This window comes from Halomonas sp. E19 (assembly GCF_052439355.1).
In the GTDB taxonomy this organism is placed as follows: domain Bacteria; phylum Pseudomonadota; class Gammaproteobacteria; order Pseudomonadales; family Halomonadaceae; genus Halomonas.
Genome location: NZ_JBNFWU010000001.1, coordinates 3446183 through 3468159, shown reverse-complemented (window position 1 = coordinate 3468159; position 21977 = coordinate 3446183). Strand labels below are relative to the sequence as shown.

General features: G+C 61.1%; 23 protein-coding genes and 1 pseudogene. 7 read left to right on the top strand and 17 right to left on the bottom strand.

The window, feature by feature from the left end:
- Positions 1–84: 84 nt before the first annotated feature.
- The 3 genes from ACUDAL_RS18175 to istA all read right to left on the bottom strand — a co-directional run bounded on the left by ACUDAL_RS18175 (position 85) and on the right by istA (position 3026).
- Positions 85–570: a hypothetical protein gene (locus ACUDAL_RS18175; RefSeq protein ID WP_444679119.1), complete on the bottom strand. Its 486-nt coding sequence runs from the start codon at positions 568–570 to the stop codon at positions 85–87.
- A 166-nt stretch (positions 571–736) separates the two neighbouring features.
- Positions 737–1510, bottom strand: coding sequence for an IS21-like element helper ATPase IstB (gene istB, locus ACUDAL_RS18170; RefSeq protein WP_444679118.1), 774 nt, complete (start codon positions 1508–1510; stop codon positions 737–739).
- Positions 1503–3026, bottom strand: coding sequence for an IS21 family transposase (gene istA, locus ACUDAL_RS18165; RefSeq protein ID WP_234247281.1), 1524 nt, complete (start codon positions 3024–3026; stop codon positions 1503–1505). Before istA ends, istB begins: the two co-directional genes overlap by 8 nt.
- 218 nt (positions 3027–3244) lie before the next feature.
- Between istA and ACUDAL_RS18160 the strand changes: the two genes are divergently transcribed.
- The 6 genes from ACUDAL_RS18160 (at position 3245) to ACUDAL_RS18135 (ending at position 7353) form a co-directional block, all read left to right on the top strand.
- Positions 3245–3628 (top strand): hypothetical protein, encoded by a 384-nt coding sequence (locus ACUDAL_RS18160; protein ID WP_444679117.1) that lies wholly within the window; start codon positions 3245–3247, stop codon positions 3626–3628.
- A gap of 143 nt (positions 3629–3771) precedes the next feature.
- Complete coding sequence (locus tag ACUDAL_RS18155; protein WP_444679116.1) at positions 3772–4230, top strand: ATPase; 459 nt, start codon at positions 3772–3774, stop codon at positions 4228–4230.
- On the top strand, positions 4231–5970 hold the full coding sequence (locus tag ACUDAL_RS18150; RefSeq protein ID WP_444679115.1) for a DUF3141 domain-containing protein: 1740 nt from the start codon (positions 4231–4233) through the stop codon (positions 5968–5970).
- Positions 5971–6168: 198 nt separating this feature from the next.
- The gene (locus tag ACUDAL_RS18145; protein ID WP_444679114.1) at positions 6169–6348 is read left to right on the top strand and encodes a hypothetical protein; all 180 of its coding nucleotides are present in this window, start codon (positions 6169–6171) and stop codon (positions 6346–6348) included.
- Positions 6349–6397: 49 nt separating this feature from the next.
- Positions 6398–6853, top strand: coding sequence for a hypothetical protein (locus ACUDAL_RS18140; RefSeq protein WP_444679113.1), 456 nt, complete (start codon positions 6398–6400; stop codon positions 6851–6853).
- Positions 6814–7353, top strand: coding sequence for an AI-2E family transporter (locus tag ACUDAL_RS18135; protein ID WP_444679112.1), 540 nt, complete (start codon positions 6814–6816; stop codon positions 7351–7353). Before ACUDAL_RS18140 ends, ACUDAL_RS18135 begins: the two co-directional genes overlap by 40 nt.
- Before the next feature lie 123 nt (positions 7354–7476).
- On the opposite strand, the gene ACUDAL_RS18130 is transcribed toward ACUDAL_RS18135, so the two are convergent.
- Both ACUDAL_RS18130 and ACUDAL_RS18125 read right to left on the bottom strand, forming a co-directional pair.
- Positions 7477–8127 (bottom strand): DMT family transporter, encoded by a 651-nt coding sequence (locus ACUDAL_RS18130; RefSeq protein ID WP_444679433.1) that lies wholly within the window; start codon positions 8125–8127, stop codon positions 7477–7479.
- A gap of 6 nt (positions 8128–8133) precedes the next feature.
- A pseudogene (locus tag ACUDAL_RS18125) lies at positions 8134–8505 on the bottom strand (helix-turn-helix domain-containing protein); the annotation flags it as partial.
- A gap of 139 nt (positions 8506–8644) precedes the next feature.
- Here ACUDAL_RS18125 and ACUDAL_RS18120 point away from each other — a divergent pair.
- Positions 8645–9157, top strand: a complete 513-nt coding sequence (locus ACUDAL_RS18120) for a DUF4113 domain-containing protein (protein ID WP_444679111.1) — start codon at positions 8645–8647, stop codon at positions 9155–9157.
- Between the two features lie 322 nt (positions 9158–9479).
- Here ACUDAL_RS18120 and ACUDAL_RS18115 read toward each other — a convergent pair whose 3' ends face one another.
- From ACUDAL_RS18115 to ACUDAL_RS18060, 12 genes are all read right to left on the bottom strand, one after another.
- The gene (locus ACUDAL_RS18115; protein WP_444679110.1) at positions 9480–10148 is read right to left on the bottom strand and encodes an SOS response-associated peptidase; all 669 of its coding nucleotides are present in this window, start codon (positions 10146–10148) and stop codon (positions 9480–9482) included.
- Positions 10149–10150: 2 nt separating this feature from the next.
- Positions 10151–10435, bottom strand: a complete 285-nt coding sequence (locus ACUDAL_RS18110; RefSeq protein ID WP_023006937.1) for a hypothetical protein — start codon at positions 10433–10435, stop codon at positions 10151–10153.
- A 90-nt stretch (positions 10436–10525) separates the two neighbouring features.
- Positions 10526–10693, bottom strand: a complete 168-nt coding sequence (locus ACUDAL_RS18105) for a hypothetical protein (protein ID WP_444679109.1) — start codon at positions 10691–10693, stop codon at positions 10526–10528.
- The gene (locus ACUDAL_RS18100; protein WP_444679108.1) at positions 10690–11487 is read right to left on the bottom strand and encodes a hypothetical protein; all 798 of its coding nucleotides are present in this window, start codon (positions 11485–11487) and stop codon (positions 10690–10692) included. The genes ACUDAL_RS18105 and ACUDAL_RS18100 overlap by 4 nt, the downstream gene beginning before the upstream one ends.
- Positions 11484–11699 carry a hypothetical protein gene (locus ACUDAL_RS18095; RefSeq protein ID WP_444679107.1) on the bottom strand — a complete coding sequence of 72 codons (216 nt, stop codon included), beginning with the start codon at positions 11697–11699 and terminating at the stop codon, positions 11484–11486. Before ACUDAL_RS18095 ends, ACUDAL_RS18100 begins: the two co-directional genes overlap by 4 nt.
- A 1960-nt stretch (positions 11700–13659) precedes the next feature.
- Positions 13660–14859 carry a DEAD/DEAH box helicase family protein gene (locus ACUDAL_RS18090; protein ID WP_444679106.1) on the bottom strand — a complete coding sequence of 400 codons (1200 nt, stop codon included), beginning with the start codon at positions 14857–14859 and terminating at the stop codon, positions 13660–13662.
- Positions 14859–15023, bottom strand: coding sequence for a hypothetical protein (locus ACUDAL_RS18085; protein ID WP_444679105.1), 165 nt, complete (start codon positions 15021–15023; stop codon positions 14859–14861). The genes ACUDAL_RS18090 and ACUDAL_RS18085 overlap by 1 nt, the downstream gene beginning before the upstream one ends.
- Complete coding sequence (locus ACUDAL_RS18080) at positions 15013–15639, bottom strand: zeta toxin family protein (protein ID WP_444679104.1); 627 nt, start codon at positions 15637–15639, stop codon at positions 15013–15015. Before ACUDAL_RS18080 ends, ACUDAL_RS18085 begins: the two co-directional genes overlap by 11 nt.
- A complete protein-coding gene (locus ACUDAL_RS18075) occupies positions 15629–18898 on the bottom strand; it encodes a DNA methyltransferase (RefSeq protein ID WP_444679103.1) in 3270 nt (1089 codons plus the stop codon). Before ACUDAL_RS18075 ends, ACUDAL_RS18080 begins: the two co-directional genes overlap by 11 nt.
- Positions 18895–19017, bottom strand: a complete 123-nt coding sequence (locus tag ACUDAL_RS18070) for a hypothetical protein (protein WP_444679102.1) — start codon at positions 19015–19017, stop codon at positions 18895–18897. The genes ACUDAL_RS18075 and ACUDAL_RS18070 overlap by 4 nt, the downstream gene beginning before the upstream one ends.
- 26 nt (positions 19018–19043) lie before the next feature.
- Positions 19044–19481: a hypothetical protein gene (locus tag ACUDAL_RS18065; protein WP_444679101.1), complete on the bottom strand. Its 438-nt coding sequence runs from the start codon at positions 19479–19481 to the stop codon at positions 19044–19046.
- Entirely contained in the window at positions 19478–21874 is a 2397-nt protein-coding gene (locus ACUDAL_RS18060) for an SNF2-related protein (protein ID WP_444679100.1), read from the bottom strand. Before ACUDAL_RS18060 ends, ACUDAL_RS18065 begins: the two co-directional genes overlap by 4 nt.
- Positions 21875–21977 lie beyond the last annotated feature (103 nt).

Sequence of the window (21977 nt, the reverse complement as noted above, 5' to 3'; positions counted from 1 at the left end):
TCATGACCGGGGATGAGACGACTCTCTAGGTCGACGACCATGTGCCAATAGAGCCGGGAGCAGAGCGCGGTGGAGTGCGCAAATTTATTGTAGACACGACTCCCCGAGGATCTGGCGACGTGCCAACCACAGGATCAGCGGCGGAAGTAGGAGCCACTGCAGCAGCGGTGCCAGCCCGGTACCCAGCAGCGGCAGGGTAGGCATCCGCTCAGCGTACTGCCAGCGTTGCTGGAGCTCCGTTGCATGCCATTCCAGCCCGACCGTGATCACGATGCCAATGGCTATGAAGCCAAGGATCGAGCGCGTATCGGGGCGAAGCAGCCAGTAGCGATGTCGGCGCAGCCCCGCCACGACCCAGAAAGCGATCAGGGCGATGAGCACATCACCCAGGGTCGCCCGGGTGCAGAAGAGAACGGCGTCCCAGTGCGCCATCTCAGGCATCGCGACGAAGAGCGGCACCTGCAGGAACTCCCAGGGGAAATTCAGTAGAAAGGCAAAGAGTGCCACGTTGAATTCCGGGCTAGCCAGCAGCCGCTTCAGTGGGCCGTAACCGGCTTGCATTCCTGTCATGACACCTCCCCCAAGCAGCACAGCCGCCAGTCTTCCACGCTCTACGCATCCCGGCAACCTGTGCCCTGTCTTCAGGTTGGGAGGCGAATATCTCTTGATATGCGACGTCAACTACTTTGGCCGGTTGGCGACAATTAGAATGGCCGGTTGGGTGGGGTAGTTGTCGTCAGGCTGACGACCCGCCCTTTCCTCCTTGTAATTGACATTGATAAGCACGCTTACGATAGCTCTCCCCGCTCAGCTCTATCAGCGTGGCGTGGTGTACCAACCGGTCGATGGCGGCCACCGCCATCATGCTGTCGGGGAAGATGCTGTCCCAGGCGCTGAACGGCTGGTTGGCAGTGATGATCAGGCTGGCCGACTCGTAGCGATGCGCGATCAGCTCGAACAGCACCGAGGTCTCGGCCTCACTGCGCTGGACGTAGCCGATGTCGTCGATTACCAGCACGGCGTACTTGTCGAGCTTGATCAGGGCGTCGCTCAGGCGCAGGGCCTGCTTGGCGGCCTGGAGCTCCTGGACCAGGCTTGAGGCGGTGGCGTAGCGCACCCGGTAGCCCTGGTCGACCAGCGTATGCCCGAGCCCGGCCGCCACGTGGCTCTTGCCGACGCCGGAGGGCCCGAACAGCAGCAGGTTGTGCGCCTGGTCGACCCACTGCGTGTCGCCCGTTAGAGCGCTCAGCTGCCGGCGCTGCTCGGCCGCGATGGCGTCGAACTCGAAGGACTCCAGCGTCTTACCCACCGGCAGCCGGGCCTCCTTGAGGTGCCGGGCCAGCCGGCGTCGCTCACGCTCGGCCAGCTCGTGCTCGCATAGGGCGGCCAGCGTTTGTGGCAGGCTCCAGTTCTCGGCTCGGGCGCGGGTCTCCAACTGGGGCCAACAGGCGGCCATGGTGGGCAGGCGGAGCTGTCGCAGCAGCAGCGGTAACGTCTGGGCATCAGGCATGGCAGCGCACCTCCGCAACCGGCACGCGGGGCACCAGGTGGTCGTAGCTGGCGATGTCATGTTGGGTCACCTGGGGGAACGCCATCGTGGCGCTCGGCGTGGCGGCGAAACGGGCCTGGAGCTCGGCCAGCGTCGGGCTCTTCCCACGCGCCAGGGCGTCCAGCCAGTGGCTGGCGATCGTCTCGGCCTGGTCCTGCTCGGCGGCCAGCGCCAGGGCACCGACGATGCGCTTGCAGGCCTCGGCGACTGGCAAGGCGGCGGCCAGAAGGGCATATAGCTTGCACCACTCCTCGCTCGGCAACAGCTCGTCGCGGAACGTCAGTCCCGCCAGCGCCCGGGGCTTGCGGACCAGCCAGCCGATGACATGACGGTAGTCGATGACCCGCAGCCGACCGCTTTGCGGCGTGGCATGCAGTCGCCGCAGCGTCAGCAACGCCTGCTGTGCGTGGTGCAGCACCAAGCGATTGTCGTAGAGATGCACGCGCAGGCGCTCGCCGATCAGCCGGGAGGGCACCGAGTAGAGCACCTTGCGCACCTGGATGGTGCTGGAGGTGGTGACGCGCACCGTCAGCTCGGTGTAGTCGGTCCCTGGCCGGCTGGGCAACGGCTGCAAGGCACCACGCTCGACAGTGATACGGGTCGCGTTGCGGCGGTTGATCGCGGTGGTCACCTCATCGAGGAACGCCTGATAGTCATCGAGGCTGGCGAAGTCCTGGGAGCCACGCAGTGCCAGGCGCTGCTGGAGGCGCCGCTTGAAGTGGCCATGCGGCGACTCGATGCTGGCGTTTTCATGGCCACGCCCTGGGTTGTTGCGGGTGGCGGTCATGCCGTAGTGAGCGCACAGGGCGGCATAACGCTCGGTAAGGTCGGCTTCCGTCTCCCGGCCCAGATTGCGGAAGGCCGCCGACAGGCTGTCGGTGCGGTGCTCTGCGGGGACCCCGCCGAGGCGCTCCAGCGCACGCGTCAGACCCTCGGCCAGCGCCGGGTAGCTCTCGCCACCGAGCACCACCCGCACATCACACCAGCCGCTGTAGGCCAGGCGGAAGTGGTAGAGCCGGTGATCCAATGGCTCCCCTGCCACAGTAATGATGACTCCCTTGAGCTCGGTGAAATCGGAGAGGCCGCGTAGCCCAGGGCCATGGGTTTGCGGAAACATCACCTCCTTCTCCGGGCCGTGCGCGGCTCGCCAGCCCTTGACCCGGCGCTGCAGGGTCCGCAGCAGGCTGTCCGGGTACTGGCCGGGGTGCTGCTCCTGCAGCCACTCCAGTAGGGTCAGGGCCTGCAAGCCCGGGGCGGCGGCCAGCTGGGGGACGAGCGCGGTCTCCCACACATCGGCGAAAGGGTCGGGTCGGGTTCGCCAGTGCCGTGGTGCCGGCGGCTCTGAGGACTCGGACCGGCGTTCGAGGCGGCGGGCGGTTCTGACGGAGAGGCCTGCCTTGGCGGCGGCGACCTCCTGAGTCTGGCCTTGTTGACGTTGCGACATATAGAGCGTGACCTGTTGGCTGGTGACCGCCATACCGGCTCCCTGGTGGGTCGGGACAAGCGGTCAAGCTTAGGGCAACCGGTCACAGTAGTTGTCGTCGGCCGGCCAGAGTAATTGGCGCTCTATATCTTGATGTCGATCAAGCGACATTAGATGCCAGTGAGCTATGGTGAGTAGGATCACTCAGCGTCAGGCAACGATGCGCCATGCACCCTCGCAGCTTATTCAACCGCCAAGCGCCGTATGCTCCCGTGAAGTGGGCAAGGCTATTGCTGGTCGGGCTATTTGCGCTGCTGCTGAGTGGGCTCGCGCTGGCCCATGCCGAGGCCCCGGATCCCGAGGCCGGTGATCCCGGGCACCACGCGGTAATGGTGCTTGAGGGCGCTTCCACCACGGTGGCTGCTAAAGCGCGGCATGAAGAAGGGCCACGTTGCCGGCACGGTCATGGCGAGTTCGTACTGCCCAAGGGAGCCCTGCGTGTCGATCAGCAGGAAATCGAGTTCGAGGATGCCCTGACGGTCACAACCAAACCGACGCCTGCCCCCATCCCTAGATCCGTCTCCGGCACACCTCGACAACAGCCGGCCAAGTCCGGCGTTCCCATCTATCTGCTCACCCAGCGCCTGCGCCTGTAAGCCGTACATCCGTTCTACTCGGAGCCGCGGCACGGCCTACCCACGAACGTTGTCGGTTTGGTGCTACGGCCACCGGTGTCCTAACTGAGATCTCGATACCTGGTCTCATGTCTTGATACACACCAGTAAAGAGAGTGATTGCCATGAACGTTGAAACCTTTCGTGATGTGGTCGAGTGGACTCGGGCCCTGCATGAGCATCTGGCCAGGTGCCTGAAGCACTGTTCAACGCGGCAGGAGGAGGAGCGCGCCAAGTGGCTGTTGGAATATCTAGCGGATCATGAGACGGCACTGGAGAAAACCGTCACAAGCTTCAAGAAGCAGGCTGCCACCAAGGCGTTGAATACCTGGCTCTACGACTACATTGCCTACGCGCCCATCAAGCCCCACCTGTCATGCAGCGCACCCTATGCGGAGATGAGCTTCGACGAGATCTGCCAGGAGATCTTCGACCTCCATGAGCAGGTCATCGGCTTCTATCGCTATCTCGAAGGGCGTACCGAGATTCCCGAGACGCGCAAGCTGATCGGTGAGCTCCTGAAGCTCGAAGAGCATGAAGCGATGCGCCTGGTCCACCAGACCAACCGCTCCAAGGACCTCTAAATGGCTCAGCAACCTTCCACTACGGCGACGGCTCGGCTGTTGTCGGGTACGGTGGACAATCAAATGATGCCCAACTTGTTGAGCTACCAGACCGATCTCTGGCAGCGCAGCGTGCTCCTTCTGGACACCCTGCGTGAGCGCGCAAACAACATGCTCGAGCACGAGCGGGCCGGCAAGCCGACGCTGCTCGACTTCGACTACGAGACAGTCCTCGACGGTCGTCGGCTGGAACGCCCCGCCAACTATGCGCTGCTGCGGATCACCCGGGTGGGGGATGACTGCTTGGAGGACTGCCTCGACGCCAGCAAACCGCCGGTAGTCATCTTTGATCCGCGCGCCGGCCATGGCCCAGGCATCGGCGGCTTCAAGCGCGACTCCGAAGTCGGAATGGCGCTCCACGAAGGCCACCCGGTCTACTTCGTCGCCTTCTTTCCCGAGCCCGTGGCCGGTCAAACGCTGGGTGATGTACTGCATGTCCTGCGGCGGTTCGTCGAGACGGTGGCCGAGCGCCATCCTGGCAAGCTGCCGGTGCTCTACGGCAACTGTCAGGCGGGCTGGGCCATCGCCCTGCTCGCCGCCGACTGCGAGGGCCTCGCGGGGCCCGCGGTCCTCAATGGCTCGCCGCTCTCCTACTGGTCGGGCGAGTCCGGCGTCAACCCCATGCGGCTTGCCGGCGGGCTCATGGGCGGCGCCTGGCTGGCACACCTGTTGGCCGACCTGGGTGATGGGCGTTTCGACGGGGCCCATCTGGCCGCCAACTTCGAATCGCTCAAGCCGGCAAACACCCTCTGGCAGAAGGAGTACCAGCTCTTTTCCCATATCGACACCGAGCGCGAGCGGTTCCTCGACTTCGAGCGCTGGTGGACGGGCTTCTACGCACTGAGCAAGGAGGAGATCGTTGCTATCGTCGAGAACCTCTTCGTCGGCAACAAGCTCGAACGTGGCGAGCTCAAGGTATGTCCGGGCTGCACCATCGATCTACGGCGCATCCGCAACCCGCTGGTGATCTTCGCCTCCAGCGGCGACAACATTACCCCACCACACCAGGCGCTGAACTGGATCCCGGCGGTTTACCCGGACACCGCGGCGCTCAAGGCCGCGGGCCAGCGCATCGTCTATCTGCTCAACCCCCATGTAGGCCATCTGGGCATCTTCGTCTCGGCCAAGGTTGCCCGGCTCGAGCATCGGGCGATCCTCGAGAGTGTCGGTGAGCTGAACGACCTGGCGCCCGGCCTCTACGAGATGCGCATCGACAACCCCACCGGCGACCCCGACTGTCACAAGCCACAGTTCCAGGTGCGGTTCGAGGAACGTCGGGTTGAGAACCTGAACTATCCCGTTCAGGCGCAGGCGTTCGAGCGGGTGCGTGCACTGTCCGAGCACAATGTGGCTCTGTACGAGACGTTTCTTGGCCCCTGGGTACGGCTAATGTCCAATCCATGGACGGCAGAGGCGCTACGCCAACTACACCCCGCCAGAACCAGCCGTTTGCTGTATGCCGAGCGTTTTAACCCTTGGATGGACTCTGTGAAGCAGCTGGCAGCCTCCGTGGCAACCGCACGCGAGCCACTCAACACCGACAACCCGTTTCCCCAATGGGAGGCGCTGAACAGCGCGATGATCGGCTCCTGGCTCGAACTCGCGGGAACGCTACGCGACGGTGCCAGCGAGTTCGCGTTTCGCAGCCTCTACGGCTGGCCGTTGGCCATTGATGAGGGGATAGACGCGAAAGGCGCCTAGGTGGATAGCCGATGAGGGGGAGGGCTGATGCGACACTCGCTGTGGAGACGATCGTTGCGGTCATTCTGCTGGCCGGTGGCGGCTATGCTGGCTATTTTTGCGCTGCGCCCGGGAGAACTCCCGCCCGGCTTCCTCTATGGCAGCGACCGTATCTAAGCCACCGCGATCCGCCTTGCCGCCGAAATCCCCGGACGCTTGGTGGAAAGTTCTCTGGTCGAGGGCCGGACCGTCGACGAGGGGGCCGAGCTGATTCGCCTGGACGATCGCCTTGTTCAAGGGACCGGCATGGAGATCCTGTGGCCCCATGCCCTCGCTCTGGTGGCGACCGGCATACCTCTGTACCTGGCGGCGTGGTTGATCTTCCGACGCTTCACGTAACGGGTTTCGCGCGGGATCGGGCAAGCAGTCCTATATCAAGGTAAACATCATGTACGACCACCATGGGTCACCGATACTGAATCCACTCTGGGTGATCGCGATCATTCTCATCGCCGCAGCGCTGTACTGGCTACGGGTTCTCGCCGCGCCCATGGCATTCTCGCTGTTTCTAATGGCGCTGGTGTGGCCTGTGTACCAACACAGAGCGTTCCAGGGAAGGCGAGCACTGCGCGGATTAGCGCTCATCGTTTCGGTTCTGCTCGTGTTGATTGCCACGGCTGCGGTTCTCCTGCTGATCGGCTACGGCGCCCGCACCGTTGCGGACGGCCTGTCGCTGTACGGCGATCGCGCACAGGAGACCTATCGCGCCATCGGTCTATGGCTCGAAGGAAGGGGATTGGCCTTTGGCCCACCGCAGGTGATCCGTTCAGCCTCAACGGACTCATTCACCTGGTTCATGAGGCCGTGCTGCGCATCAATGCGATCATGGGCTTCGTGGCATTGACCTTGATTTTTCTGATCCTGGGCCTGCTGGAAGCCAGTGCCTTTCAGCATCGCCTTCCTCATGCACTTGGCGCGGATGCAGCCGACCGGCTGCTGAGGGCATTTCATATCCTCGGGTGGAAATTTCGCCGCTACATGCTCGTCAGAACCGCTGTTAGTGTACTGACCGGTTTGTTGACTTGGTTATTTGCCCTAATGGCAGGGCTCGACTTTGCCATAACCTGGGGCATACTGGCCTTCGCGCTGAACTACATTCCCTTCATCGGTTCCATTCTCGCGGTCTTTCCTCCGGTCCTTTTCGCCATTGTTCAGTTCGAGTCATGGCAGACCCCGGCGCTGGTTCTCCTTGGCATGACACTTATCCAGTTCTCGATCGGCAACCTGCTTGACCCCAGGCTTGAAGGGCGCGCCCTTGCCGTCTCCCCTTCGCCGTCGTTTTTTCCATTTTCTTCTGGGGAATGCTGTGGGGCATCCCCGGCGCCTTCATGGGTGTTCCCTTAACGATCGCCATTGCAACGGTATGCAACCATTTCCATGATGCCTGCTGGATAACACGACTGCTCACGCCCAAGTCAGTGCCAAAGGATTAAAAGCGATCACTTTCCTTACTGATGACCAAAACCATCAATTGTCACCAACTTCCGGCACCGTCAAGGAGTGGCCTGGCCTGAGGATGAGCGCCAGACCCAGTAAAGTAATCGCGACGCCTGTCAACTCGATAGCACTGAAGCGCTCGCCCAGCATCAGTATACCGATGAGCAAGCCGAACGCCGGGGTCAAGAAAGTGACAGGATTGAGCCGGGTTAACGGAGCCCGGGCCAGCAGCGCGTACCACAGCACGACCATCAGAGCGGTGGCCGGCACGGAGAGGGCAAACAGCGTACTGGCAAAGGTCCAGCTCCAACGGATCGCCCACTCCTCGCCCATGGCCATTGAACCTGCGGCCAGAAACGCAGCGCCGATCATCAATTGGAGGCCCATGGGCAACCAGAGGTCGCCACCACGGCTACGACGCTTGAGCAGTACATTGCCCACCGCGGTACCCAAAGCGCCGGCAAGCACGTAAAGGGCTCCTTCGAGACGGCCAACGGAAGGGTCCAGACCCGGCAAGGCGATGACGACAACGCCGACGAAACCGATCAGCAGACCGGCCAACATTCGGCGCGACAAAACCTCCTTCAGGTACCAGTAGGCGAGGACAGCGGCGATCAACGGTTGGACATTGGCCAGTACCGTGGCGATTCCACTGGTCAGCTTACCGGCACCCAGAAACATGCCGCCGACCCCCGGCACCATGTCGAGCACCGGTTCGTAGTAGCGCCGCTGCCGGCTGGCCACGGTGCTCTTCACCTGCTTCACGTAGCGCCGCAGGGTGCGCTCCGAGACCGCCAGCTCGCCGATCTTCTCACGCAGCTTGCGAGCGACCTTGACGCTGCTCAGCTTGGGAAAGGTGCGCAGCAGGTAGACGATGTAGTCGCGGTGGGCGTCGAGCTTCTTCTCGCGTTCCCGGTTCGACTGCGCCGCCTCGATGGTGGCTTCGTCCTGGCGCAGGTACTTGCGGACAGTGTTGCGGGAGATGCCTAGCTCCTGGCCGATGGCACGGATCGACAGGCCTTGTCCGTCATCATGTAACGCTTTGATCTTGTGAATCATTCCCCAGTCCTTCACGTTTCCGTCCCGACCCTTGGCTGAGCCGACACGGTAGGTGGATGGTGGCAGCGCTGCCACCTCGGGGGTGGGTCAAAAGCGTTGGCCGGTACTGGGTCAATTTACTTGGCCATTAACAGGGAGGATGACCGACAGCCGCGAAGAGATTCACCAGGCCATCCGGCAGTTTGCCCAGCGTAGCGCTGAGAAGCTCCGCCGACAGGACAGCCTGGCCCGAGCCGTCTACGTCTTCCTGAAGACCAATCGCCACCGCCCTGACCTGCCCCAGTACTCGCCCAGCGCCGTGGTGGAGCTGCCCTGCCCCACCGACGACAGCCGCGACATTCTGCTGGCGGCTAGCCAGGCGTTCGCGGCCATCTACCGGCCCCGCTACCGCTTCATGAAGGCCGGCGTGATGCTGGTTGATCTGGTGGACGCCAACCGGGCCCAGCTCTCGCTGCTGGACACTCCGGAAAGCCAGGCCCGGCGGGAGCGCAGCGACCACCTGATGGCGACGCTGGATGCACTCAACCACAGGATGGGGCGAGGCACCGTCACGTTCGGTCGCGCCTCGCCCAAGGCCGCTTGGCATCTACGCTGCGCCAACCGCACTCCGCGCTGGACAACACGCTGGGACGAGCTGCCGCGACTGCGCTGACACCCTGTCAGCCAAACACCATCATGATTTTCCGACATCGCTCACACCACATCGCCGTCGCCTGGCCCACAGTCTCTTTAATGGACGCCAGCAGGGTGGGACATAGCATGGAGACCATCATACTGACCTGGTTGGATGACGGCGGCTGTGCGCTGATATGTGGCTGCGGCCAGAGTCAGCGGCTGACCCACAAACCCAGGACTTGGAACCGCTTCGAATTCATATGGCTCTCGAGCGGGCGCTTCAGGATTCGCTGTCGCGCCTGTCACGCTCATATAGAGCGTTTCGTCAGCCACCCCCGCACCTGGTACCACAGCCGCCTTCACAGTGGGGAAAGCGGCGCTATTAGGCTCTCATCATCGTGAGCGGGCGCGTTGACGCGAGTACTCACCGGCCAATGGGTGATCTGTTGGGGATCGATGTGATGGATGACCTGCCGTATGGTCTCCCGGTCGGTCAGATACGGATCCAGCCACGGGGCAAGGCTGTCGGCGTCCAGGGCCAATGGCATGCGGTCATGGATCTGCTTGGCCACACCACGCGCCGGTTCGGTCAGGATGGCGCATCCTGGCTTGCCGTCAGGCCGCTCCGACCAGATCCCTGCCAACCAGATCGGCTGACCATCTTCTCGCGTCAGGAAGTGGGGCTGCTTCTTGCCATCGGCTGGCGTCCACTCGAACCAGCCATTGGCAGGCACCAGGCAGCGGTGGTGGGCAAAGGCACCGCGGAAGTACCTTGAGGTCGCGACCTTCTCAACCCGAGCGTTGATGGGCTCAGGAGCGTCCTCACCGGCCCAGTGGGGGTGATAGCCCCACCACACCGCATCCAGCACCAGAGGCCCCTCATCGTCCAACCGGCGCACGGCGCTGATCCAGGTGCCCGGCGCCACGTTGTAACGCGGCACCAGGTCAGCCTCTGTGGCCTCCAGCGGCAGGCGCAGCGACGCTGCCAGGCTCGGATAGGGACTGTAGAGGGCAAAACGGCCGCACATGATCAGCGTTTAGCAAGAATCACGCAGTGATGCCGCTGCCCGGCCAAGCGAGTCCCGCAGCAGGCACAAGGACTCGCTGAGAACTCATCGTCCATGTCGCTATCTCCAACCGCAATCTGACCCTCGGTGCGTTGGATCTCAGCGATGGCCTCGCGAATTTCCCGCTCGCGCTCGGCTGCCTCCTCCTCGCTCAGTGAGTAGTCCAGCCCAGTGGCATCGTCATTGGCGATGATCATCAGGCAGTCAGTGCAGACCATGAACTGGTCATCTATGACCTCAATCGACATGCTCGCTTCCTCTGCAGCAGATATGGGTGGCGCTGCTATGAAGACAAGCAGGCCAGAAATTGTCACATGCTACCCCAGCCCCCACGCCCTTCACGAGTGTTCGGCCGGAGCCACCCCCACCGTCTTCGCTGCCCCCACCTCGTAACCGCTGACCAGCACGTAGCGGCTGCCGCGACGGTGGTCAGCCCACTTGCCACGGTAGAAACGCTCGTCGCGCAGCTGCCGCCAGTAGGGCGATACCGACCGCGGCGCGGTCATCGCCAGGGTGAGCTCGCGGTCCTCACGGTCGACACCGACCTGGGCGAAGGGCACCCCTTCTTCCCCTCGGGGTGCTTGTTCTTCATCCAGGCCGGCACCCCGCTCGACTGCGCCTCGGGGTAGGCAGAGAGGTACATGCCGAGCGACAGCACATAGCGCACCACCTCGCGCAGGATCATGCCCTCCTCGTCCGCCAGCGGCTGGGCGCGACCGCCGGCGTGGTCGATCGCCTCGCGGTTGATGAAGTCGGTAATCTGGCTCGGCTTGAAGGCACCTCGCAGCATGGTGGGGTTGAGGCTCGGCTGAGTGTCCAGCGGGTTGTGGATCGCCACGATCAGCCACGGATCCCCGAGTCCCTCCATGTCCACGCCGTGGGGGTTGTGATGAGCTCGCAGGAAAGCCTCGTAGCGGCTGGGCAGCGTGGTGGAATCCACCCAGGCAACCAGGGCACCATCCACCGGATGGCCATGGAAAGTTTGACTGGTCGGGAACGACAGGGTGCTGAACTCCCAAGGCCACGACCAGGCGTCACCCTGAACCTTGCTCAGCTGCACCGTCTGCAGCCAGTTCGACAATGACGGCTCCGGCACCACCACCCTACCCTCGCGGCCGTGGTGCCACTCCAGCATCAGCACCTCGCCGTTGATGGAGTGCACCACCTGCTCGTCCAGCACCATCTGGCCGAAGATCTCCGCCTCGATGCTGGGCTTCTTGGGCAGTCCCATCATCTTCATCACCGAGCGGACGTAGCGGCGGGTGAAGCTGGGGTAATGGCGGTAGGTGCAAGACGTCATGGTTGCATAGTCGCTGCTTCGACCTGCTGGCATACCACCACCCGCATCAGGCTATCCAGGTAGTCCGAGTCCGACATAAACAGCACGTGCTTGGCACGCAGCTCCTCTGCTGTCATCCCCCAGTGGTTGGTGATCCACTCCCGCGTGGTGCTGGAGGGCGCCAGGATGACGCTTTCCAGCTCGACGTGTTCGCTCTTCAGGCGCCGCTCCACATCCTTGATGCGCTCCCCAAACTCGATCTTCTCGTCCTTCGGCCCGGTATGGCGGAGCCCATGGGGTCGACAAAGACGATGCGCTGGCGGTCGTCCTGCACATGCCAGAGGATGAAGTCGGGGTAGAACCCACCTGCCTCAAAGAAGCCGATGCCTTGCTTGACCAGGTTGCGCAGCAGGAAGAGCTGTTCACCACGCTCTGCTATCGCTTGGTGGTTTCGCTCCAGCCACCCTTTTAAATCCTCGACGAAACGGAACTCGCTGTCGTTAAGAGCAACGGGTTCGACGCGGATACGGCTGTCCTTGCCCAGGTGCAGCAGCGGGTTGTAGAGATGGGCACCGATTTGAACGGCGCTGACGCCATTGGCCTTGGACGACCGATACATACCCTGACGCTGCTGCTCGATGGCTTCCTTCATCTGCTTGATGTCATCGATCAACGCCGATTCGCTCCCGTCGACGATCAGCTGATACTCCTTGGTATCCGGCAGGTTGCCTCGGGCATCCTCGAGCGCGACTAGCTCCATGCGCGGCTCAAGGTAGGCTCGGCGATGGTAGTTGAAGACCCGGTCCATCAGCAGCGACAAGAGCTCCAGCGCCATGCTCTGGTAGCGCTGGAAGTTGTCGGCATGCAGCTTCCACTGGTCCTCGGGGACCAGCAGCCTGTACCACACCTGGCTCTTCAGCAGCGCCGGGAGTCGGCCGGCATCGATGAGCAGGTTGGCGTAGCCGCGGGACCGCCTGTAGCGCTCCAGGTCTCGCTCCAGGGCGGCCATGTCCAGGAAAAGCAGGCGCTCGTCATCGAAGTAGCGCTCGTGCTGCTTGGCCTGGCCGGGCTTGGCCATCACGTCCTTCACGCCCGAGGCCTGCAGGCTTTCAACCCGGGGGTAGCGGTCGAGCTCTACCTTGCGCTCCTTGAGCACGATATCCGGCGTCAGGCCCAGCTCGCTGTGAAAATCACTGCCAGCGGCAGTCATCGGGTGTCCGAAACGAACCAGCGGACCATCACGGTGGTAGCTGTAGGCCTGCTTGGTATCCTGACGGACCTTGGGGCGCAGCATCTTCAGCGACTTGCCTACGTCCTCCATCACGTTCAGCTTGAGCGTATGGATCTCGGGCTGGTCGTTGCCCGGCAGGCCTTCGTCCTCCAGGAAATCCCGGAAGGTCGCCATGAAGTCGGCGCCAACGCCGAAGACGTTGAGGGTTTCCAGCAGATAGAGGTGCTTGGGTGCCAATACCGGATCGAGCCGGCTGGAGCGCATCAGGCTCATGTCGCGACCTTTCAAGCGCACGCCGCGACCGAACAGCTGGATGATCTGCGAGCCCTCCTTCTTGCCGGTGTTCATCAGGCCCATGCTGGAGACACGCCAGCAGTTCCAGCCTTCGATGAACTTCTTGGATCCAATCAGCAGGTTGACCGGCGAGCTCTCGCGGGTGACCTCGGCGAAGATAGGATTGGCCAGCTCAGACTTGCGTACTTGAAGGTGTTGGATCTTCCGACCCTCGAGGTGCTCGGCCAACCCCAGCGCATCGCCCACATTGATCAGGCCAAAGGGCTTCTCTGCCTCCCCCACCTTCAGCAATAGCTCGCCAGAGTCACCGGTGATTCGGTCGACATTCAGCGTGCCGCCACCCGGGGCATGGAAGGTATGAGTGAGAATGTCGCGGTAGAGCTCTTCGACAGTTGGCCCTTGGGCCTTCAGCCAGGGAAAGCTGCCCGAGAAAATCTCGTTGCCTTGCTTGTCGATCAGCCCGGTAGTTGCCGCATCACCCTCATACACTGCGCTGAGCGCCCGGCGGGCCTCATCTTTCTCTCCGAGGAACCAGGCCAGAAAGCCCAAGACCTGGGCGATATCGGAAGCGCGCTCCTTGTAGTTCTTGGCGGTCTCCTTGCTGCCGTCATCCTTGACCACGCTGGCCCCGACGAACACCCACAGGGGCGCGGCCAGGTTCCACTGGGTCAGCTGGCCGTGTTCTTCCTGGTAATAGCGCTGCTGCTGGTAGAAGGCCAGCAGTGCCGCCGTGAGGTAGGTGTAGCGCTGCTGTGTTTCCTTTTCCGGCAGGTTGAAGATTCGGTAATCCTTGCCGTACCCATCCTCGTAGAAGTAGCGGTAGCCGTAATCGAACAGGATGCTCTTGGCGTAAGTCTCCTCCACCGCGGCATCCTTGGCGGCCACCACGGCCTCCTTGAAGGTGGCCGAGTACTCGAAGGTAAAGCCACGCCCGGCCAGCTTGTTGCGATGCGACAGCCACCCTTCTCTTCGCTCGCCGATCCCAGCCCGCGGTGCCCTTCATCGACCAGCAGCAGGTTGCCATCGCCGAAGCTGTCCACCGCCATGGTCTTCTTACCCTGCTCGATGCCGAGCTTGGTTATTTCGGTCACCGCCACGCGGCTCAGCGATTTCCGCTCGCCGCTAAACAGGTCACCACCGTCCTGGCTCAGGCGCTCCGCCTCCAGGCTGGAGTCACGGCACTCCAGCAGGTGCTGCTCACTGAGGCGCTCGTTGGGCGTGATCAGGATGATCTGGCCGTAGTCGGCAATCCGATGGTGCTTACGGGCATAATGGCGGAACTGACGCACGTTGGTGTGCATCAGCAGCGTCTTGCCGGAGCCCGTGGCGTTCTGCAGGCACAACTTGTTGAGGTCATCGTCCTCATAGGGGCCGATGCCTGTCTGGTAGCCCTGTCCCTGCCAGTAGCTATTGAACCGCTCGACCTGGCGGTTGAGGCTGGCCTTGAGCACCTCACGATCGCGGAAGTATTCATGGAGGTAGATCTCGACGAACAGCAGGGTCAGCCACTGGAAGTATTTCCAATCGACCTCGGTCTCACGCTGCTGGTTGAGCGCATCGGTGTGCTCAACGATGTTGGCGTCGAAGCGCTTCAGATCCTCCTCACCGTACTTCCAGGTGGGCTGATAGCTGCCCAGCAAGGCGTGGAGGTAGTGGTGGTGGCGATCGCCGGTCAGCCCGGGATCACTCCCCTTGAGCGTCTTGCTGAGCAGGGTAATCGGGCGCACCCGGCTGCCGCCGTCCCGGTACTGCTCCAACGGGTCGATACCGAAGCGCGTCAGCACCCACTGGTTGAGCACCAGCTTCTTGAGGAAGTCGGTCTTGGCACTAAGTTGCTTGATCTTGGTCTGGCGTGGCCTCCCTGCCATCAGTGCGACTCCCGGTCCTGCTCATTCTGCTCGCCCACACGCTTCGTAGGCGCATCTTCGCCCACCAGCACGGGCTTGCCGTCTTGCCAGATCACGGCGTACTGGCCGAGGCGACGTTTACGCTCCAGGGTGTCGGCGACTGCGGTACGGAGGCTATCCAGCATCTCCTGAGTATCCGGTGCCAGCTGAGTCATGGCCGTGCCTCCTTGACGAGTAGGTTGTAGTGGCGATCATCGAGAATATGGCGCTCGTCCCCGGTCTGTTCAAAGACCGGCTCCGGGTGCCGCCGGCATTCATGAAGCAGCGCGCACGGGAAACGCAGGGCGCGTAGAGCGTCAGCAGGTTGTGCAGGCTGCGTGGGAAGCGGCGCTGAATGTCCTTCAGCGGGATATTGTGCCCACCATGAGAGACTCGCTCGGCCACACGCAGGCGTGACATCTCCGCCGAGGGCAGTGCCAGGTAGACCAGCTCGACTCGCCAGCCCGTAGCGAGCAGCCGCTTCACCAGGCTCAAGTAGCCTCGCCCCGAGAGGGTTGTCTCGAAGGCGAAATCCTCGCCCTCCTCTATCGCGTCTTCGATTTCACGCAGGAAAATGCGACTGGCGGCGAGGAGCTCCCGCTGCGGCGCCAGAGGAGAGAGGCCAGCGGCGATCAAGTCAGCGTTGATGAACCGCGCACATTTGGCCACCTGGGGCAGGTAGTGAAGCGCAAAGGTCGTTTTGCCAGCCCCATTGGGGCCGGCAACGATCCAGCAGGTCGGAGCGCTGGCTTCAGAGCTCATCGTCACATCCCTCCCACATGCGGGCATGGAAAGTCTCTTCCAGGCTGTGCACTCGGCTACGCGCACTGCCGGTCAGGTTCAGACCGTGCGGGCCATTGATGTAGATGGCATCGAATTCACTGTCAGTGGTGCCGATCGTGTACTTATCCAGCAGCGCCTCCAGCACCGCGGCATCCTTCTCGGGATCGTCGGTCAGCTTGCGCCACACCACCAGCACCTTGGCCAAGTCCTCGTCGCTGCCCGGAATGCGGCGCACGTGCCCTTCTACCTGGCGAATCCAGTAGGCACCGTCTTCGTTTTCTCGCAGGCCTTCTGCCTTGAGCCGCGTGTTCTGGTCCTCCGGTAGCTCAGGGTCTTCCTCGCGCTTGAAGCGGGCGATATAGGTGCGCGGCTTGTCGAGGTGGGTGACATGCAGACCGATCAGCCAGTTGAAGGTCTCAACCAGGTCGACGGCCGTTTCGCGGGTCTCGTCGCTGCCGGGCTGCTTGACCTTCAGCGTGTAGCCTTCGGGGTCACGGAACCACTCGGTATTGAGCAGGCTGGCCGAGCCGCGGGTTTCCACGTCGAGCAGGTATTTGAGGATGTAGTCTCGGCGCAGCTCAGGGTTCTGGTCCATCAACGTATCGCGCTGGGGGTTATCGTCCAGCTCGAGATTGTTGAGAGTATCGTCGTAGCTCTCAAGGCGGAGGTACTTAAAGGCATGCGAAATCCCGTTAAAATCTCCGCTTTCACTTATCCTTGGAGCCCCATCAGCCCATTTAAGCGCATAAGCTGATTTTTTTATTCGCGGCAACAGGACAGTATCAAAATACCCTCCCATTTCAACCATGAAATATTTCCTTCCACCCCCATCCTCTCTATTCAAATTAACAACAGCATGACCAGTGGAGCCCGACCCACCAAACATGTCTAACACCCAGTCGCCGGCATTGGGAGAGGTAGATAACTGAAGGGCTTTAGATATTAGCCGCGTCGGCTTTAGTGTATTAATAATGCCTTGAACGCCCTCTTCGCTTGTCATCCTAAGGAGCTCGCGCTTCGCCTCCTGAGTATGCCCAACCTCTTTGTAACCCCATATTGTTTTGGGAACGACCCCATCACGAACTTCTGACAGAAACCGTTTAATTGATGGGGTGTTATTCCCCTCTTCCCCCCACCATATTCTCCCGTCAGCATCCATCTCCTCTAACTTAGGCTTAGATACCCTCCAATACATGCCATTGGGCGGCCCTTTAATCAACCTTCCCGATGGGCACTCAATCGGGTATATCCCCTGACTATATGGATTCCTTGCCGAGAGGTCGCCTGATTTCCATGGACCTCTTGGATCCTTATCGGGATTGCTATAGCGAGAGGTTGCCTCTTCAGATCTAGGAAGAAGATTTATTGACACAAGGCTTTTGTTTTTAGCGTACGACAGTATATGATCGTGATCTTCTGAAAAATACTTTGCTGTATTCCTGGGTGAATAATTTTTCTGCCAAACCACGTTGGCGATAAAATTATCTCTACCAAAAACGGAGTTCAAAGCGCCACGAAGGCTTGGATGCTCAGTGTCATCAATGCATACAAAAACTAACGAATCCTCTGAAAGAAGTTTTTTTGCTTCATTCATTCTACTATAAACGAGTGACATCCAAGATGATGATTGAAGGCCATCCTTGTAAACAAAGCCATCATTCCCGGTGTTATAAGGAGGGTCAGTGAACACCACCTTAACTCTTGACTCAAAAAGCTTAGAAGCCAGGCGAATAGCCTGAGAATTTTCTGAGTTCACCAAAATGCCACTTATCGAATCATCAAGATCTTCAAAGCAACTTACCACCTCTTCCTTAAGGGAATTACTCAGGCACCCAGTATCCACCATCAACTTATTATATTTTTCATCTTTTAAAATCCCACCAACTCCACTACTGACTAGATCAGCATCCAGCTTCTCCAAATCTAGTGAGTAGAGAGTTTTCCACTGTCGACGCTGAACCTCATTTTCAAAAATGCAACCCAACAAATCTTCCCGCGAGCAGAAAAGATCAACCGAAAAACAATAACCAACTTCAGTAACAAACTTCCTCTTCAGCCAAAGCTTCTTCTGATAATTTTCCAGCTGTGCCAAAAAGGTAATAATCTGATTAGCGATTCTACGCAGGATCTGGATTTTCTTGAGCTGTTGCTCGACGATCAGCACTTCAGCATTGTCGATGTCATCCAGACGCAGGATTTCATTCTTTATGTAGAAATCCAGCTCACGAGAGAGAAACCCACCCAAGTCCTTGTGGATAAAATAATCCATGGTGTTACGAGCAGTATATTGCTGCAGGTACTTGCCCAGCAGGGTGCGCTCTTTTTGCTTGTCCGTTGGAGCCCGGGTTGCCAGCCCATCCCGATAGGCGGCTACGCCATCGGTGAGGCGCAGCGCCGCCATTATGATCTCTTCAGCCTCCTCAAGGCGCTTTTTCTGCCAGGTGCCACTTTGGCCCGTCTTTTCCGGGTCAGGCCGGTACTCGAACTGCAGTACCAGGTCAGCGCCCTCCAGGCGCACCGGCTCGTCGTGGTGGATGATGAAGAAACGCTCGGTGCTCTCCTTCACATCGTTATGCTCACCTTCGGTGGCGTCCACCACACGGCAGTGTACCTTGAGGGCTGCATCCACCGAATCGAAGCCTAGGCCAGCCTGGGCAGCTGAACCCTGCAGCTTCTTCAGTGCCTCGTTGAGGTTGAAGGTGAAGTTGGCCAGCGTCTCGGAGGACTTGACGTAGTACTGGTCCTTGTTGGCCCAGTGGAGGTAGACCTCGCGCCCATCGTAAGGCACCGCATAGGGGGCGGCCCGGCTGTCGTTCTCGGCGACGTGGTGGCGGCGACTCATGAAGTCGCCTTTGTCGTAGTAGCGGGAGAAGAAACGATAGAGATGGTCGTAGATGTCCGCCGAGGCGTTCTGCTCCCGCTTGGCGACATCATAGGCGGCCCGTGCCTGCTTCACCGCCGGGGCGCTGTCCGGGTCCGGAGCCCCCAGTTCTTCGGCCTGACGGCGCTTCTCCTCGATCTCCTGGCGCATCGCTGCCAGCTGCTGCTCGCCCTGCTCGGCAAACGCCTCCTCGATCGCCTGGGCCAGGTCCTCTCGGATGAACCGGGAGAGCTGGTCGCTCTTGGCGTGCATGATGCGGTAGAGCCCGAAGTCCAGCTCCGGCTTGTCGAGCTGGAAGAGCTCGTGGAGCAGCTTGATGAAGCGTTCCTTGTGACCGTCGACTGTTGCTACATTCATTGGGCAATCCCATCATCCCTTGCAAAGATTTTTAAAATCAATGCGATATGCGCAAAACGGGGCTGAGCGATAGGCTCAGCCCCTGTTGATTCGTTTGCCAGAATGATACCGGCCAGCACGTCACCCCGTCATGTCCTGCGCGGATTCATGCAAGCTCCCAGCGTATCCGGAACAGCCGATGAGTCTGGCTCTTGCGATGCATCTGGCGCTCCAGGGCATCGATGAGCGCGTCACGCTTCTCCTCGATCTCATCCTGCACGTCGAAGATCGCCTGGCGGTCGCGGCGCTGCTGCCGCTCAAGCGTCTTGAGTGCTTCCTGCGCGGCCTTCTGCTCTTCGAGGGTCTCGGCGGTGCGTGAGCGGCGCTTGGCATCCTTGATCTTGGCCCGCGTGTCCTCCAGTTGCGCTTCACTGGAGGCGACCTGATCATCGGCCCAGGCCTCCAGCTTATCGCGCTCGCGCTGGAAGTAGCTGTGATTCTCCTCAAGTACACGGCTGAGGGTGGCATCCAGCTGCCGCTTGGCCAGCGCAGGGAGCTCCTGAGGGGGTTCGGGTGCGCTACCGGGCACTACCTCAGCCGTCACATTGAAGAGCCGCTCACAGGCCTCCTGGTCAAGGGGGTGCCATCGTCGGCCAGGGCCGTGAAGACCAGGTGCTCCTCATGCTGGAAGCTGTCCAGCTCGAGCAGATTCAGCTCCAGCCAGCCGCTGCGGGTGGTGAGCTGTTCGAGTACCGAGATTCGCAACGGGTGATCGGACAGCTGGAAGTGCAGCGTGGCGACCGGCGTCTCTCGGCGGCGGCCGCTATCGAGAACATGCTCGCCCAGCGGATGGGTCAGCCGATAAACGTGGGCATGCTCGGGCGGCTTGATGCCCTTTCCCTTGCGAATCAGCCAGTAGTCACCGGCGGGCACGCTCTCTACCGGAGAGGCCTCCAGGTGAAAGATCAGGCTGCTGTCGTTGAACTTGGCCTGCTCCGCCAGGCAGTGGCGGGTCAACTTCCAGAAAAGCTTGCCGGTGCGGTCGAGCTGAGCCTCGGCCTTGTCACGCTGAACGCGCAGTAGGTCGTGGATCTGTTCGTCGAAATGCTCGAGCAGCTTGCTCTCCGTCTCCTTCATGCGGGCATCGATATCGGCCTCCAGCTGCTCACGCAGCTCGGTGAAGGCCGCCTCGATGGCATCCGGCGTGCGGCAGGTAGCGTAGATATCGGCAATGCGCTTCTCTACATCCACGCCCGACTCCAGCCGGCCGAGAATTTCATCGGAAGCACCGAACAGGCCATCGAACAGCTGGAACTTCTCGCTCAGCAGTTCGAGCACGCGCTTGTCGGCCTCGTTGCGCTGGTTGAGGAAATTGACCACCACCACATCGAACTGCTGGCCGTAGCGGTGACAGCGCCCCATGCGCTGCTCCACACGCTGAGGGTTCCAAGGCAGGTCGTAGTTCACCACCAGGTTGCAGAACTGAAGGTTGACGCCTTCGGCGGCCGCCTCGGTAGCCACCAGGATCTGCGCCTTGTCTCGGAAATGGTCGATGATGGCAGTACGGCGGTCGATGGCGGGACTGCCCGTCACACGGTCACTGCCAGCATGCTCCCCAAGCCAGCGCTGGTAGATGCCCGTCACCCCTGGGCTGTTGTTGGTACCGCTGAAGGTCACAACCTGATCGGCAAATCCGTTCCGCTCCAGAAACCGGCTTAGGTACTCCAGAGTTCGCCGGGATTCGGTGAACACCACCGCCTTGCGCGGCGCGCCCATCTCATCCATGCGAGCGAAGCCTGTTTCCAGCGCAGTGACCAACGCATGGGACTTGGCATCCTCGTGAATCCCTCGAGCCAGGCTCAGATACTGCTCGATTTCGGCGATCTCACCCTGCAAGCGAATGGGATTGACCTCTTGTTCCAGATACCGGGCATCGGCCTCCTCCACTTCATCAGCTTCCGCTGCTTCCAACAGCTCCTCATCAATCGACTCATCGGCCAGCAGCCGCTCCAGCCAGTCCTGTTCGACCTGATGACGGTTCTGCAACGACTCGAGTCGCTCCTTGAGGGTCTCCAGCGTCTGGATAATGGCCGTGGTAGAGGACGCCAGCAGCTTGCGTATGACCAATGTCACGAGGTGGCGTTGCCGCGTGGGCACGCCATAGCTGTCTTCCCGCGCCAGATAGCCGGAGACTAGATGGTAGAGACGCTGCTCATCCTGGGACGGGGTGAAGGGGATTGTCAGCGCCTTGCGCTCTGTGTACTGCACATATTCCAGCACCTGGCGGCGCAAGGTGCGTTTGGCAAACTCTTCCAGCCGTCGCCGCAGCCCCTCAATATCATTGCCGCTGCGCATGAACTGGCGGCGGAAGCTGATGGCGTCGCCAAACAGCTGGTCATCGATCACCGTGGATAGCCCATAGAGCTCGAGCAGTGAATTCTGCAATGGCGTGGCGGTGAGCAGCAACTTCCGGCTGCCGGCGAAGGCACGCTTGATGGCCTGCCCGGTGCGATGACTCTCGCGGTGGGCGTTGCGCAGCTTGTGGGCCTCGTCGATCACCACCAGATCCCAGGGGATGGTGCGCAGCTGAGGTTCCAGCTTGGCCGCGAAGTGGTAGGACATCACGCTAATGGCGTCCTGATCCAGCGGATCGTAAATCCCCTGATCACGCTGCTGCTTGTAGGTGCGGGCATCCAGCACCTGGGTAGGCAAGTGGAACTTCTCGGCTAGCTCGGTCGCCCACTGCTTGCGCAGGGCGGCCGGTGCAATCACCAGCAAGCGACGCCGACGCTCTGCCCAGTACTGGCAAATCACCAGCGCCGCTTCGATGGTCTTACCCAGCCCTACCTCATCAGCGAGCAGTACTCCCTTAGTCAGCGGGTTCTGCAGGGCGAACAGGGCCGCATCGATCTGATGCGGGTTAAGATCGACGGAGGCGTCGAACAGCGAAGCTGCCAGCCGGTCCACGTCTCCCCCTGCGCTGGCGAGTGAGCTCATAGGCGAAGTATTTGGCGTGGTAGTCGGTGATGCGCTCGGTGGTCATCCCTGCACCCTGCTCCGGTATTAGCTATCGCCTTACTCTGTGACTTCCACTCAGCGA